The organism is Oribacterium sp. NK2B42 (genome assembly GCF_000424445.1).
In the GTDB taxonomy this organism is placed as follows: Bacteria; Bacillota; Clostridia; order Lachnospirales; family Lachnospiraceae; genus Oribacterium.
In genome coordinates this window covers 1-14,409 of record NZ_AUJX01000063.1, presented here as the reverse complement: position 1 = coordinate 14,409, position 14,409 = coordinate 1, and the positions used below count along the sequence as shown (strand labels likewise).

The window sequence follows — 14,409 nt, the reverse complement described above, 5'->3', positions numbered from 1 at the left end:
TTTTTAAACGTCGTGGTAAGAAACGTGCCATCATCGCAATCGCCAGGATGATCCTTACAGCTGCCTATCATATGTTATCTACGGGCGAAGTATGGAACCCAACCGATCTTTATAAAATTGATATGCCTGGAACCCTCAAGGAAAAGCAGAAAGAGAAGGCTATCAAACAAGCAATGAAGCTTTTGATTGCTGAGGGAATAATCAAGGAATCTAATATAGCTTCATAACATTAATCTCAATAATCTATTTTTTTAATAAAAGCTATTCTTTGGATAGCTTGTTTAAGTATGCTTGTTTTTTGGCTATCCTTTACTTTCTTTCACATTATAATTAAGTGGTAACGAATAAGATATTTATTTCGATTTCCATGTTTATATTCTTTATTCATGGGATAGAATTATATCTTGTTTATCTCGCTTAGGCGAGATGTTAATTTAGCAAAGCGACTTTCATCCTCGGAGCTAAAGCTCCAAGGTTTTCAGCCGTGGGAGATTTTATAAACACGAAGGCCATCTTGACTTCCTCGTCAACAACGCAGGAACCACTTATAAGTGTGTTGCTCAGGAAGTACCCGAAGAAGAATTTGATCGTGTTCTGGATACTAATGTTAAATGTGTCTTCATAATGTCACAGCTCTGTTATCCTTATCTGAAAAAAAGTCCTTTCAAAGGCAGGATCATCAATATCTCCAGCATGAGTGCACACCTTGGATTTTCACTGGTTGTCCCCTACTGTACAAGTAAGGCAGCCGTTTGTGGATTGACAAGAGGTCTTGCCATAGAATGGGCAAACGATAACATCTGTGTAAACTCCATTGCTCCCGGCTGGTTCCACTCCAAGATGCTGGATGAGGTTATGGATGACAAACGCAGACAACAGATCCTGAACCGCATCCCTGTACATGATTTCGGTGACACCAAAGACTTAGGTGCAATGGCAGCCTTCCTGATCGGCCCTCACGGAAAATATATCACAGGACAGGACTATGCACTCGACGGCGGCGCACTCGCATTCGGATACTAAAGATGACCGGATATGATACACATTTTTTGCGTATCATATACGCTTTTTATGCCTTTTTCTATCTATTCAAAACGCCTTCAACCACAATATCTTGCGTTTTACTTACAATGTGCATCTACATATTGAACCTTCGACCCCTTTGTGTTATCGTTACATTATCACAAAAAACACAGGGGGAAGGATCCTATGTATCAGGTAGTTAAAAGAGATGGCGCTATAGTTGAGTTCAATATTTCCAAAATATCAGCAGCCATCACAAAGGCATTTGAAGCATTAGAAAAGGAATATCATTCAAGCGTAATCGACCTTATTTCGCTTAGAGTAGCTTCAGATTTCGAGACCAAGGTCAAGGACGGCAAGATCACCGTGGAAGAGATACAGGACAGTGTAGAGAAGGTTCTCTCTGAGTCCGGTTACTCCGATGTTGCAAAGGCATATATTCTCTATCGTAAGCAGCGTGAGAAGGTACGTAATGTCAATTCCACCCTCCTTAACTACAAGGATATCGTGGATGACTATTTAAAGATCAATGACTGGCGAGTAAAAGAAAATTCAACTGTCACCTATTCTGTCGGCGGTCTCATTCTTTCAAATTCAGGTGCCATCACGGCCAATTACTGGCTTTCAGAAGTATATGATGACGAAATTGCCAAGGCTCACAGAAGCGCTGCCATTCATATCCACGATCTCTCCATGCTGACCGGCTACTGCGCAGGATGGTCACTGAAACAGCTTATAATGGAAGGACTCGGCGGTATTCCCGGCAAGATCACATCTTCACCTGCAAACCATCTTTCTACTCTCTGCAATCAGATGGTCAACTTCCTTGGAATCATGCAGAACGAATGGGCAGGCGCACAGGCCTTTTCATCCTTCGATACTTATCTGGCTCCTTTTGTAAAGGTAGATAATCTTTCCCAGAAGGAAGTTAAGCAGTGCATACAGTCCTTTGTATATGGCGTAAATACTCCAAGCCGCTGGGGAACACAGGCTCCTTTCACAAATATCACTCTGGACTGGACAGTTCCTTCCGATCTCAAGAATTTGAATGCCATCGTTGGCGGTAAAGAACTTGATTTCACCTACGGTGACTGCCAGAAAGAAATGGACATGGTAAACAAAGCCTTCATCGAGATAATGATCGAGGGTGATGCCAATGGACGCGGTTTCCAGTATCCTATCCCGACATATTCCATCACACGTGATTTTGACTGGTCTGAGACAGAGAACAACAAGCTTCTGTTTGAAATGACTGCAAAGTACGGAACACCTTATTTTTCAAACTACATAAACTCTGATATGGAGCCTTCAGATGTCCGTTCAATGTGCTGCAGACTCCGCCTGGATTTGAGAGAGCTTCGTAAAAAGAGCGGCGGTTTCTTTGGTTCCGGAGAGTCAACAGGCTCTATAGGCGTTGTAACCATAAATATGCCGCGCATTGCATATCTTGCCTCTGACGAAGAAGACTTCTTCAAGAGACTCGATCACCTTATGGATATAGCAGCAAGATCACTCCACACCAAGAGACAGGTCATCACAAAGCTGCTTGATCAGGGTCTGTACCCATACACCAAGAGATATCTCGGTACATTTGCAAACCACTTCTCTACCATCGGTCTTATCGGTATGAACGAGGTGGGTCTCAATGCAAACTGGATCGGTGCAGATATGACAGATGAACGTACACAAAAGTTCTCACAGGATGTTCTCAACCACATGAGAAACCGCCTGTCAGAGTATCAGGTTCAGTATGACGGTGAGCTCTACAATCTGGAAGCAACTCCTGCGGAGTCCACTACCTATCGTTTTGCAAAGCATGACAAGGAGCTTTATCCCGAGATCATCACAGCAAACATGAACGGAACTCCTTACTACACCAACTCATCACATCTTCCGGTTGGATACACTGAGGATATCTTCTCTGCACTTGATATCCAGGATGAGCTTCAGACTCTTTACACCTCAGGAACCGTGTTCCACGCATTCCTTGGTGAGAAGCTTCCTGACTGGAAGGCAGCTGCCAGCCTTGTAAGAAAGATTGCAGAGAACTACAAACTTCCTTACTACACCATGTCACCGACATATTCAGTCTGCAAAGAGCATGGTTACCTTACAGGCGAACAGACAGTATGTCCTCACTGCGGTGCAAAGACAGAGGTTTACAGCCGTATCACCGGCTACTATCGTCCTATAGCCAACTGGAATGACGGAAAAGCTCAGGAGTACAAGGACCGTAAGGTTTATAATGTCGCAGGCTCAAAGCTTACACATGAAGGACCCAAGATGAAGTCCAAGGCTGAAGCCGAAGCTACTACTGATGCTATTAAATCAGAAGATGTAACTAATATGAGTTCAGCTTCCAAAACTGGAAATACCATCATGCTTTTCAAGACTTCGACCTGTCCTAATTGCAAGATTGCAGGATCCCTTCTCGATGAAGCGGGTGTACATTATGAGATCATGGATGCAATGGAAAATCCTACACTTGTAGAAAAGTTTGGAATCAAGCAGGCTCCTACTCTTGTTATCTCATCCGGAAACAGCTATGAGAAACTTCTCGGAGTATCTGACATCAGAAGCTGGATAAGCAGCGGCAAAGTATTTAAGGCAGGAGCATAAACTACACTCTATCAGATAGAGTTCATACTTTCTCACAATCATTAATCACGAATCGTTTCAGATTCTTCTGAAACACTTAAAGCCTCACCCCGTTCCTTCGGATCAAGAAGAAACGGGGTGAGGCTTTTAATTACATATCAGATATCTCCGGTATTTTCATCTCAACAAATGAAGCCAACGTGGACGGTTCTCGCCGGCGGGAACCGTCCACGTTGGCTTAGTTGATCTTTTGTCATCCTATGATCTCATGTATCTCTGTTTGAGGTTTTATGCGTCTGACCACATCCATTATTGTCCCATCCCGGCTTTCAATTATTCCTACTATATCATCCTCAAAATGAATAGGTTCAGGTTTCCCGACGATGTTTAATGCAGTCGAAAGCAATTCCTGAATAGTCACGATATGAAGCCCTGACGCAGAAAGACATTCTATAAGATCCTTCCTTTTGGGATTGATGGCTACACCATAATCAGTAACCAGAACATCAACGGCTTCACCGGGTGTGGTAACATTAACAACCCCTTCAACCACTGTTGGTATGCGTCCTCTTATAAGAGGTGCCACAATGATCGAACATCTGCTTCCGGCTGCCGTATCCGGATGTCCTCCCGGTGCCCCTCGCAGCACACCATCTGAGCCTGTTGTGACATTTACATTAAAACCGGTATCTATCTCCAGGGCTCCAAGGATCACAAAATCCAACTTATTGACGAAGGCTCCCTTGTTAAGAGGATTTGCGTACTCTGAGGTTGAAATCTCATAATGCCTCGGATCATTTTTTACCGATTCTATAGCTGTTTTATCAAAACACTGGGCATCGACAACGGTTCTGATATAACCCTTTTCCAAAAGGTCACACATGGGCTTCGTTATACCGCCGATGGCAAAAGACATTTTAATGTTTCTCTCCTCCATCAGTGGCTCCAGGAATCGTGTAACCGCAAGGGAAGCTCCGCCTCCTCCGGTCTGGAAAGAAAAACCATCTTTAAAAAACGGCGTTGCTGCCATGACCTTTGCACAGTCTTCCGCCATTTTAAGTTCTCTTACATCCTGAGTCATTCGGATTACATTGCTGGCTATTTTTGCAGGATTTCCTATCTCATCCACCACGCAGACATAGTCCACATCAGTCATGGGGATGGATGGCGGATAATTAGGGAACGGTACAAGAGTGTCTGTAATTGCCACAGTGTAGTCTGCATATTTTGCATCCACCATAGAGTATGACAGAACACCGCAGTCACTCTTTCCGCCTACTGCCCTTAAATTCCCGTATTCATCCGCTGTAGGAGCCCCGATAAATGCGATGTCTATATGTACATCACCTTCCTCAATAGCTCTCACACGTCCACCGTGAGAACGGATAATGGCAGGCGTCTTAAGCTTTCCATATGATACGGCCTCTCCTATACGGTCCCTGATTCCGGAAGTCTGTATGCCTGTGACGATGCCTTTTTCGATTAGATCCGCAACCACACTATGGGCAGCGCCAAGGGAACTGGCACAAACTGTCAGATCCTTAAGTCCCATTTCAAAGGCAGTCTGCATCACCATATTGACTATATGATCCCCATCCCGGAAATGATGATGGAAAGAGAAAACCATGCCGTCATGGGCGTTGCATTTTTCCATCGCTTCTCTTATGGAGGACACCATCTTGTTTCTCATTGGATCAACCATGCCATGAGCCGTAACTTCAGCCTTTTTATATGGCTTATTGTCTCTGTAATGAACTCCTCTAAACGGTTCTTTTCCGTATTTTCTGAGTATCTCATCAGGTATATCCCTGCCGACAGCATTGATCATAACTTACCTCCGGTTTCTCATACAAATATACTTAGTTCCTTGTAAATTCCCAAAGATGATCCTGCTTCAATAATAGATGGTTTTCATCATGTATTGATAAAGCTCCGGAGCATTTTGAAAAAGATAGCCCGGATTTTCAATCATTATCCGGAAAGCTTCTGCATATATCTCATTGTTGCTATAGGCATTAGTCGCTGTTGCCTTGTCATAGGCCGCTATCACATTCTTATATTTCTCAGACAGAATTAAAAATTCTTCACTGCCGGAAGCCCCGTTACTCTCTATATGTTCCAGACAATGGAGATCATCGATTATATGTCCGATTTCATGCACCAGAGGTATCCCGCCTACAACGCTGAGTCTGTCTGTATATATATAACTTTCGGGAGGAATGACCATTAATATACTATACGCCCCGTTATTGTAGACAGTTACCTGTTTTGTCAAAGATCTTGTCAAACCGACCGTCTGCTCATTGATGTTCCGGTTTGTCTCAAATTTCTTAGGGTATACATAAATCTTTGCACTGTTTGTAATCAGCTTGATCCTGACTGCCTCTGGAAGGCTGTTATATCCTTCCAGAACCTTTTCCAAATCTTCCCAGGTCACATATTCGTTTGCATAATATATTACGTCATTAAAATTTGAGAAACTGACATGCTCCATTGGTTCCGCGTAAGCATTAAATGCAGCAAATACCGTACATATTACAGCTGTTGCGAAAATCTTCTTAGCTTTATTTAAAAGATTCATAATAGTAAAACCATCCTGTTCAACTATAACCACTTTTTCTTTTTAAAGAACAGTAAACATCCCACGGCAATCAGGATGCTTACAACAATTATCAAAGGATATTAATCAATAATTGCCGTAGTGAACAGAGTCATAAGTTCATAGTAAGCGCTCGCCGCTCCGGGCATATCGTCCGTAGAAGCTCCAACCATCTTTGCGCCGTCCCAAAAGCTTACTGTCTGATAACCTCCGCAGATTCCCGGCATGAGACTTTTATTCTTCTCCTTATTATCGATGCCGTATTTTCTGATGATTTCTAATGCAGGCTCAATGACTGTTGCCGGTATGAATCGGAAACGCTTCCCCCTCTGCATTATGAGTTGGGTATCCGAAAACTTCCACACCTGGACACCATCATACTGGGGTGGGTTGGTGGACTTATATTCCGATAACGAAAAAAGCAGTTCTTTAGTTATCTCCGCTCCGCATTTGGTGCATGTATCTCCGGTCTGAAGATCGGCTCCGCATTCTGAACATGTCCAACCGGCTTGCTGCTCCTGTTCAGAAGTATCGGTTCCATCATTATACACCGGCTCTATTGTGCCATCATCAGTAATCCTGAATGCAACAGGAGGTATCGCAAAAGCGGGTGAAGGTGATGGAGTTATTTTCTGCAATTGTGATGAAACAGGCTTACCGCATTCCGGACAGAAATTGCTGATGGGGCCGGTATATCCGCACTCACAAGTATATGTACTGCTCTCTTTACGCTCCGCTCCACAGTTCGGGCAAAACCTGCTGGAGAAAATCTGCCCGCATTCACATTGCACTTCGCCATCTTTCAGTGTTACAGCAGAAGCTGCTGCGTCACGGGACAATACGAAACTGAGCTTTTCACCTGTAGAAACAACAACCATGTCTATGTGAAGCTTGTCTTCAATATCGTGCCATGCGGAAGCAATGTTGTAGATCGTCTGATCACCTTTTTTGAGGGCTGTATCACCAAGCTTTATTCTGAGGTCCTCGCCGAAGTTATGCTGATATGAAAAACCATCAGAACTCCCCATCATTCCCAGGCCCATAAATCCCTGCATTGATGTTGCCATATCAAGACCTGCCGGAACCACATCGTAATAACCATCAATTGCTGCATCCCCATATTTTACAGTGATATGCACGGTATCAGTAAGGAAGGCTGTGATCGAACCGTCAGCACTCTTCCATGTATCTGCCAACTGCTTATAGTACATATAGTTAGGATTTTGAATCGTCATCAGAGTTCTCCTTATAGTCATCCTCTAGAATAATCATTCGATCATACAGCAACTATAACACAAAATGGTCTTCGGATTATTTGTTTTTTAATAATGATAGTCTTCTGTCAGAAGAAATCATCCCAACAGAAAAACCGCATATCCAAAATCCCATACAGCATCCTCAAAACTGTTGATAAGGTACTCTTCGATATCATCCATACCATATCCGGTAAGCCTTGAAATAAGTACCATCATGTCACGAACCGTTTCATAAGGGACTGTTTTATCCGGACATGAACGCCATTTGAGATATACCGCATGCTCCATAAGGGCATATTCCATCATCATCCACTCAAACTGCATTACGAGATCCGGAATATCCGCATCAGGAAAAAGTAGAGTTGAAAAGGTCTCGGATACAAGATAATTTCTCATGAGCTTTTCATATTCTTTGTTTTTTTCACGGAATACAGCATAGTCCGAACAATCCTTCAATCGCTCTGCCTCATCTATCATAGGACCAAGGAACTCTGCATATCTTCCTTCTTTTACATAGTTCTCTGTGATATCAAGAAACAACTCGTTACGTTCTTTCACTGATTCTTCCGGTTCCTCAAACAGTGTTTCTATTGTTTCTTCCAGCTCCTCTAAAGTCTCTCCGGAAAGATACTCCCCAGGATCCCTGACGTCATTTTTGGAATATATATCCAGAAGAACAAAGAAAGCCTTTAAAAGGTTTATCCTGTTACTCACTCTGTCATCGGCCAGATAATACATCATGAGATCCCTGATCTGTCTAAACACATCTTTTTGATTTTTGATCACGGCAGTATCTTTGTAATCAAGTCCTGTAAATTTCAGGCTGTCAATGTCTTTCCACCTGTCAACAACCTCAGGACAACAGGAAACCAAAGCTCTTTCCACGCGGTCAGAATAGACATGACTCTCTCTTGGAAAAGTATGGCAGGTTTTTGAAAGAACCTCTTCTCCGTGATTCTTCACAAGTATGCATAACCGGTCTTCTTCCAGAAAAGGACACTTCATATTTGGAAGCAGTCCGATCACTTCCGAGTCATCTGCTTTTACTATGAAAGCATCCAACATATCGCTTTCACTGACAGATTCCGGGAGTCTGTCCTGTTCTTTCATTCCTGCCGGAGTCTCTATTGATTTCCATTTCTTTTTTGTGTCCGGATCCACAGCAATCTTCCATTCTTTACAGCATGTGAAAGAGCAATCTCCTCCTATACATCTGAAATCTTTATAGTATTCCGGCTCAATGATATATTTTGACATATTTGTATTTACTCTGTTTTTGCATGCGCTAAATCCGTATAGATTTTTCTGCGGCTTCGGCATCTTCAGCTGCTTTTTCCGCTGCCTTTATGTTCGATAAAGCCATTTTTGTTTTAAGCCCACGGATCCGCCGCTACAGGTGTGCGTATATCCGACAGGCATTGAATTTCATTTAAAAACCACTGTCCTGTGGAAGGTTTCTTACGTAGTTTGATCGGTCTCGGTGAATCCGCTCCACCACTGGTAACATACATTACAGCCCAGTTTTCATTATCAAAAGAATACGGATTTTCACTAACCTTTAACGTATAAGGAACCATCGGCTGATAATTGTTCCCGGGGATTGCACCATCAAAGAACGACATTGTTTTATAGGTTGCTCCCGACAAACGGTCCTTTAAAAATTGTTTTTCAAACTCACTTAACGGTTCCGGTCCCTTTAAGAAGTTAAGCATTTCAAAACATGCAGCCGTATCCTGTTCATATCTTGTAAGTGCCACTATAACAAGAGCTGCCGTCTTAAACGCACTGTCTAATGATGCCTCCGGCAAAGCCTGAAGTTCTGACAGATTTTGCGGGAGAACATTAAATTGAAAAGTCTCTGTATGATTGCGTCCCTTTCCAATGTTCTGCATCGCACCATTCACTGCATTATTAACTGCACTACCTGCTTCTTTTCTTATTGTGGATATAGCCTGTGATTTTAATGAATCAAATAATCCCATAGTCAAAACTCCTTTTAAGATTCCTTTTCAAGATTCTATTAGCCATTTTAAAATAATTTTTATTTTTGGCCAATAGAAAAAATCCTGTGCCGAGATGTATCCCGGTACAGGATTTTTTAACAAAACTATAATTATTCTGCTTTTACATGAGCCAAATCAGTATATACTTTTCTGTCATTCATAAATGAGCCCTGGTTGCCCATATCGGTAGTTTGACAGCACCTTTTCATATAAAAGCTTTCGGATCCTAATGCTCATCTCTTTCAATATAAAGATTAGTGCTTTATACATTTATAATTAAATGTTGCGGGTACCAATGTGAGAATTATAATAATGAATTAGCATCAAAGTCATAAAAGGGGGAATTTGGTATGGACGGCTTATTGGCCTTTATTTCTGCGGTCTGCAGTAGAATACAGACGGTTTCTGATTTGTTTTGGGATTTTCCGACAAACTTTGAGTGGTATCGAGGCATTCCTGTTTTAGGAAATTTTTCTCTGGCTATCATTCTGCTCATAGGTTCGGGAATCTACTTTTCGGTTAACCTCAGATTTATACAGCTTAGAAGGTTTAAATACGGTATTCAGGTACTGAAAAACAGTAAGGCGAAAACGGGTATCACTCCGCTTGCATCATTTTTCCTTTCAACAGCCATGCGTGTAGGTCCCGGAAATATTCTCGGAGTAACAGGCGCAGTATCTGTGGGAGGCCCCGGTGCCCTATTATGGATGTGGATCTCGGCATTTTTCGGAATGGCCACAGCTTATGTTGAGTCAACATTATCCCAGATTTTCAAGGAAAAGAAGGACGATGAGTATCTGGGAGGTATGTCCTTCTATGGAAGAAGGCTGCTGAAGAACTCAGCTATAGTCGGTGTCGTACTTTCTATGATGTATATCATATATGCAATCCTATGCTTTCCGGCTCAGGGCTTCAATACTGTATCGGCCATGGGACAGATTGCAAGCATTGTAAGCGGATATGACCTTCCGACTACTCACGCAGTATATTGGCTTGGATTTCTGGTAGTTATTCTGGCGACATGCGCTGTTTCCTTTGGCGGAACAAAAAAGATTTCAAAGGTTACGGATGTGTTGGTTCCGGTTATGGCCGTCGTTTACGTCATTACCGTTGTTATTCTTATTTTTATCAATATATCGAGGATTCCATGGTTTTTCTATGCTGTCTTCACACAGGCATTTAAACCGGAAGCCATCTTTGGGGGTGCTTTCGGAACAGCTCTCATGCAGGGTGTAAAAAGAGGACTTATGTCCAATGAGGCCGGCCAGGGTACCATCACTATGCCGGCTGCAGCATCAGATGCTGCACATCCTTGTGATCAGGGCTGTGTTCAGGCAATCGGTGTTTTCCTTGATACCATAGTTATCTGTACTCTTACAGGTTTTGTGATTATCATGGGCCGGGCATGGCTCACAGAAAATGGCGCTGCATGGATGGATCTCGGAAAGCTTCCCAAGTACCTTGCTTCTGTTGAAGAGCTTACTCCGGGAACCGCATTCAATAATGTTGTCACATTGCTTGTATCACTCTGCTTTGGACTTTTTGCATTCACCTGTCTCCTGGGATTTATGTCATTCTCTGAGATATGTGCAAACAGAATCAGCCGCAGCAAGGTATTTATAAACGCTATAAGAATTATCGATATCGCAGTTATCTGTTTCGGAATGCTCACATCTATCGTCGGCCTTGATCTGGGAGCCCTTTGGGATCTTTCCGATTTTGCCAATATTTTAATTGCTTACTGCAACATCCCGCTTCTATACATTGGCTTCAAATATGTTAAGAAGGCAACTGTTCACTTCGAGTCTAAGGATGACACACCGTTTGGTTCGGCTGTGATCGGAGTCGATGTCCCTGTATGGGATGATAAGGCCCGGGCAAACTGATTTTTGAGATTTGTATCTTGTCAGCCTTGTTCTTTTCCTTTATCGTTGTGCTGTTAGCCTTGAAATTGTATACGGGTCTTACAATGCTTACGATATCCGCGGTCGGAGAGATATTTAGTATGAAAAAAACTTTTTTGGGGTTTCAGATGTTCCTCATCTGATGAGCATATAATATCACCCTATACTGAAAAGAAACTGAAACTTGAAATATTTTCTGTCCCTAAACAAAAGACAGCTCCATCTGCCCGTTAACCCATGATTTTTGTGCTACATCATGTATTTTGTCTCCGTCAGAATAATTCCCGATAAGAAACGGAGACTTCGGATCATGAAGCCTGCTTTGCGAGAGTACTATTTCCGGTTCTGCGTTGGCATAACAGTATTTACAGAGATTCTTACAGGTATTATAGGCTCCTATGTCACATGTAAGATAACAGGAACATTCTGCCCTTGCGCCTTTTTTCTTAGGAGCATCAAGCCTCTTTCCTATTGCTTTCTCATAATCACTTATCCTCATGCATCCTCCACAGTCGGCACCATACTCCGAAAGCTCATCACCTTCAGCACAGGGTTTTACAGTCATTCCATGAAGGGACGCAATCTTTATCATTTCTTTTCCAAGTCTTAGCCTCTGATCTTTACTTACTTCTCTTGCCTCCGGGAAATTCCTCCTTACCTTAGGGAAAAGATCAATGAAACTGATGACTACCGTTTCCGCGCATCCGTGAAGGGCAGATGCAATCTGCTCAAACGCATGTATATGATACTCTTCTGTATATCTGTCAGAAATAAAAATCGGATCATACCGCCATCCCATGGAATTCTTTCCAACCATTTGAGATAACTTTTTAAAATCTTCTATCAGCTTATGTTTGTCCGGTACATTAGGTTCGATATCTCTCCCATAGGGAGTTATTGTCACAAACCAGTACTGACCGTAAGGTTTAAGAAGATCCATGTATTTGAACATTGGTGAAGGATTTTTTGTACAGAACCCGATAACATCAACTACATCAGGTGAAAGACGGTAACGGCTGACCTGTTCAGGATTATAGGGATTACGGACACATACAAAACCTTCTTTAAGCCTTCTGGAAAACCATTCCGAATAAAATGCAGGTATGTCCGTCCTTTGTCCTGTGTTTATTATCATTACCTATCACCGCCTCACAAGATGATCCTACTGTATCCTTAGCACCTTGCCTTAGTATACCACCGCATCATCTGCTGTGTATCCTTCAATAGAACCTGCTTTAACCTGGATACATGCGTAGCTTAACTCTGAATCATCAGCTGCAAAAAACTGTCTCTTTCCTTCAGGTGAAATCTTGACTACATCACCTTTAGCGATTTCAACATCTTCTCCATCTATCGAAGCCTTGCCCTTTCCGGAAAGGATGATGTAGATCTCTTCATTCTTTTTATGTGAATGCACAAAAGGAACACTTGCACCGGCAGGAAGATGATTGATGCTTACTTCTGCTCCTGTCAGCCCCAATGCATCATGAAGCTCTGTTCTTGGGTCCTCAGTTACATTTACTTTTTTAAAATTTGACATATTGTTTTCCTCCATTTGTTTGCTATTTCTTTTTGTTTGCTGTATCATCATTTTATCTCTAAGAATCATTTAAACAAGTACGAACATTTATAATACATAGTTACATTTTTGATACTATTGCGCATTTTCAAGGAGAAATTTTTATGAAAAGTATTTACGGTCAATGTCCTTATGCAACAACCCAGAGAGTCCTCCAGGGGAAGTGGGCTATAGTTATCCTGTTTCAGCTAAGTACAGGAACAAAGCGTTTTAACGAGCTTGAACGTAACATTCCGGAAGTCACAAGAACGATGCTCACAAGACAGTTAAGACAATTAGAGGATGATAAGCTTATCGTCAGGAAAGTATACGCTGAAGTTCCGCCAAGAGTAGAATACAGCCTTAGCGAAATGGGTGAAAAATTCAGGAAGGTATTGGACCAGATTGAGTTATTCGGATTTGAATATATTGAAGAATTAAGGAAATGCAATGCTTAATGGAGGTTGACAATGAGTGAAATAAGAGACAAGAACGGACTTACCGAAGAAGAATATTTAAAATCCTATGATTCCAATAAGTGGAAGAAGCCATCTTTGACAGCAGACATCTGCGTAATCACAAAAAAGGACTCAGAAGAAAAGGTACTGCTCATAAAGAGAGGAAATCATCCCTGTCTCGGTAAATGGGCCTTTCCCGGAGGTTTCTCTGAGGAAGGTGAGCGTATAGAAGAAACAGCTGCGAGAGAGCTTTTGGAAGAGACCGGCATTGCAATGGCACCAAAAGAACTTACATTGGTGGGAGTTTACAGCAAGCCGGGAAGGGATCCCCGCGGATGGACCGTCTCAGCCGCATATTTGGCTGTTGTTGATCCTGATAAGGTAAAGCCTATTGCCGCGGATGATGCAGCGGATGCCGGATGGTTTACCGTAAAAAAAGATGATGGCAATACACGATTCGTTAATGGAGAATTAGAACTTACTCTTAAAGACCTTGCCTTTGATCATGATGATATTATGATGGATGCGTTAAAGAAATCCTGATGGATCAGGATTGTACTTTAAAATAATGCAACTGTTGACATTAGACTTCTATATGTTAGAATGTGAACGTCATCGGAGGGTGAGTTATTCGTTTTGAAATAACGAGCTGGATAAGATGTCTGGTTGAAATACCAGCTTCTTGTCCGGCTTTTTTTATTACCATAAGGAATTTGGACGGAGGAAATACTCAATGGAAAAAAGAATAGATTTTACATCAGGTGCTATAGTTTTACCCCTTCTTAAGTTTGCGGGACCGGTTCTTTTAGCCTTATTTCTACAGGCGATGTACGGTGCTGTTGATCTTTTGGTGGTGGGAAAGTTCGCGGAATCGGCTGATGTATCTGCTGTTTCCACCGGTTCTCAGATTATGGCCACCATCACAAATATAATCAGCAGCCTGTGTATGGGTATGACCATTTTTCTTGGTCAGAAGATCGGTGAAAAACGTGCAGATGAAGGAGGAAGGA

The 14,409-nt window shown here is 42.3% G+C and carries 12 protein-coding genes and 2 pseudogenes; 7 read left to right on the top strand and 7 right to left on the bottom strand.

What is annotated here, in order from left to right; all coding sequences use genetic code 11:
* The 3 genes and pseudogenes from G625_RS0113470 to G625_RS0113455 form a co-directional block, all read left to right on the top strand.
* Positions 1–227: pseudogene (locus tag G625_RS0113470) on the top strand (hypothetical protein); the annotation flags it as partial.
* A gap of 283 nt (positions 228–510) precedes the next feature.
* Positions 511–1,023: pseudogene (locus tag G625_RS20005) on the top strand (SDR family NAD(P)-dependent oxidoreductase); the annotation flags it as partial.
* Positions 1,024–1,209: 186 nt separating this feature from the next.
* Positions 1,210–3,642, top strand: a complete 2,433-nt coding sequence (locus G625_RS0113455) for a ribonucleoside triphosphate reductase (protein WP_029201525.1) — start codon at positions 1,210–1,212, stop codon at positions 3,640–3,642.
* 232 nt (positions 3,643–3,874) lie between these two features.
* Here G625_RS0113455 and citF read toward each other — a convergent pair whose 3' ends face one another.
* The 5 genes from citF to G625_RS0113430 all read right to left on the bottom strand — a co-directional run bounded on the left by citF (position 3,875) and on the right by G625_RS0113430 (position 9,458).
* Complete coding sequence (citF, locus tag G625_RS0113450; protein WP_029201524.1) at positions 3,875–5,449, bottom strand: citrate lyase subunit alpha; 1,575 nt, start codon at positions 5,447–5,449, stop codon at positions 3,875–3,877.
* A gap of 66 nt (positions 5,450–5,515) precedes the next feature.
* Positions 5,516–6,202, bottom strand: a complete 687-nt coding sequence (locus tag G625_RS0113445; protein ID WP_029201523.1) for an anthrax toxin lethal factor-related metalloendopeptidase — start codon at positions 6,200–6,202, stop codon at positions 5,516–5,518.
* Positions 6,203–6,303: 101 nt separating this feature from the next.
* The gene (locus tag G625_RS0113440; RefSeq protein WP_029201522.1) at positions 6,304–7,455 is read right to left on the bottom strand and encodes a hypothetical protein; all 1,152 of its coding nucleotides are present in this window, start codon (positions 7,453–7,455) and stop codon (positions 6,304–6,306) included.
* A gap of 117 nt (positions 7,456–7,572) precedes the next feature.
* Positions 7,573–8,733: a flagellin lysine-N-methylase gene (gene fliB / locus G625_RS0113435; RefSeq protein ID WP_156885134.1), complete on the bottom strand. Its 1,161-nt coding sequence runs from the start codon at positions 8,731–8,733 to the stop codon at positions 7,573–7,575.
* A 113-nt stretch (positions 8,734–8,846) separates the two neighbouring features.
* Positions 8,847–9,458: a DUF6935 domain-containing protein gene (locus tag G625_RS0113430; protein WP_029201520.1), complete on the bottom strand. Its 612-nt coding sequence runs from the start codon at positions 9,456–9,458 to the stop codon at positions 8,847–8,849.
* Between the two features lie 371 nt (positions 9,459–9,829).
* Here G625_RS0113430 and G625_RS0113425 point away from each other — a divergent pair, with 371 nt between their 5' ends.
* Positions 9,830–11,365, top strand: coding sequence for an alanine/glycine:cation symporter family protein (locus G625_RS0113425; protein ID WP_029201519.1), 1,536 nt, complete (start codon positions 9,830–9,832; stop codon positions 11,363–11,365).
* 220 nt (positions 11,366–11,585) lie between these two features.
* Here the strand turns inward: G625_RS0113425 and G625_RS0113420 are convergent, their stop codons facing one another.
* Positions 11,586–12,518 carry a DUF1848 domain-containing protein gene (locus G625_RS0113420; RefSeq protein ID WP_029201518.1) on the bottom strand — a complete coding sequence of 311 codons (933 nt, stop codon included), beginning with the start codon at positions 12,516–12,518 and terminating at the stop codon, positions 11,586–11,588.
* 51 nt (positions 12,519–12,569) lie between these two features.
* A complete protein-coding gene (locus G625_RS0113415; RefSeq protein ID WP_029201517.1) occupies positions 12,570–12,923 on the bottom strand; it encodes a cupin domain-containing protein in 354 nt (117 codons plus the stop codon).
* Positions 12,924–13,066: 143 nt separating this feature from the next.
* Here G625_RS0113415 and G625_RS0113410 point away from each other — a divergent pair, with 143 nt between their 5' ends.
* The 3 genes from G625_RS0113410 to G625_RS20000 all read left to right on the top strand — a co-directional run.
* The gene (locus G625_RS0113410; protein ID WP_029201516.1) at positions 13,067–13,399 is read left to right on the top strand and encodes a winged helix-turn-helix transcriptional regulator; all 333 of its coding nucleotides are present in this window, start codon (positions 13,067–13,069) and stop codon (positions 13,397–13,399) included.
* A 12-nt stretch (positions 13,400–13,411) separates the two neighbouring features.
* Complete coding sequence (locus G625_RS0113405) at positions 13,412–13,942, top strand: NUDIX domain-containing protein (protein WP_029201515.1); 531 nt, start codon at positions 13,412–13,414, stop codon at positions 13,940–13,942.
* A gap of 190 nt (positions 13,943–14,132) precedes the next feature.
* Positions 14,133–14,409, top strand: a 277-nt coding sequence (locus tag G625_RS20000) for an MATE family efflux transporter (protein WP_044932784.1), incomplete at its 3' end; no start/stop codon positions are given.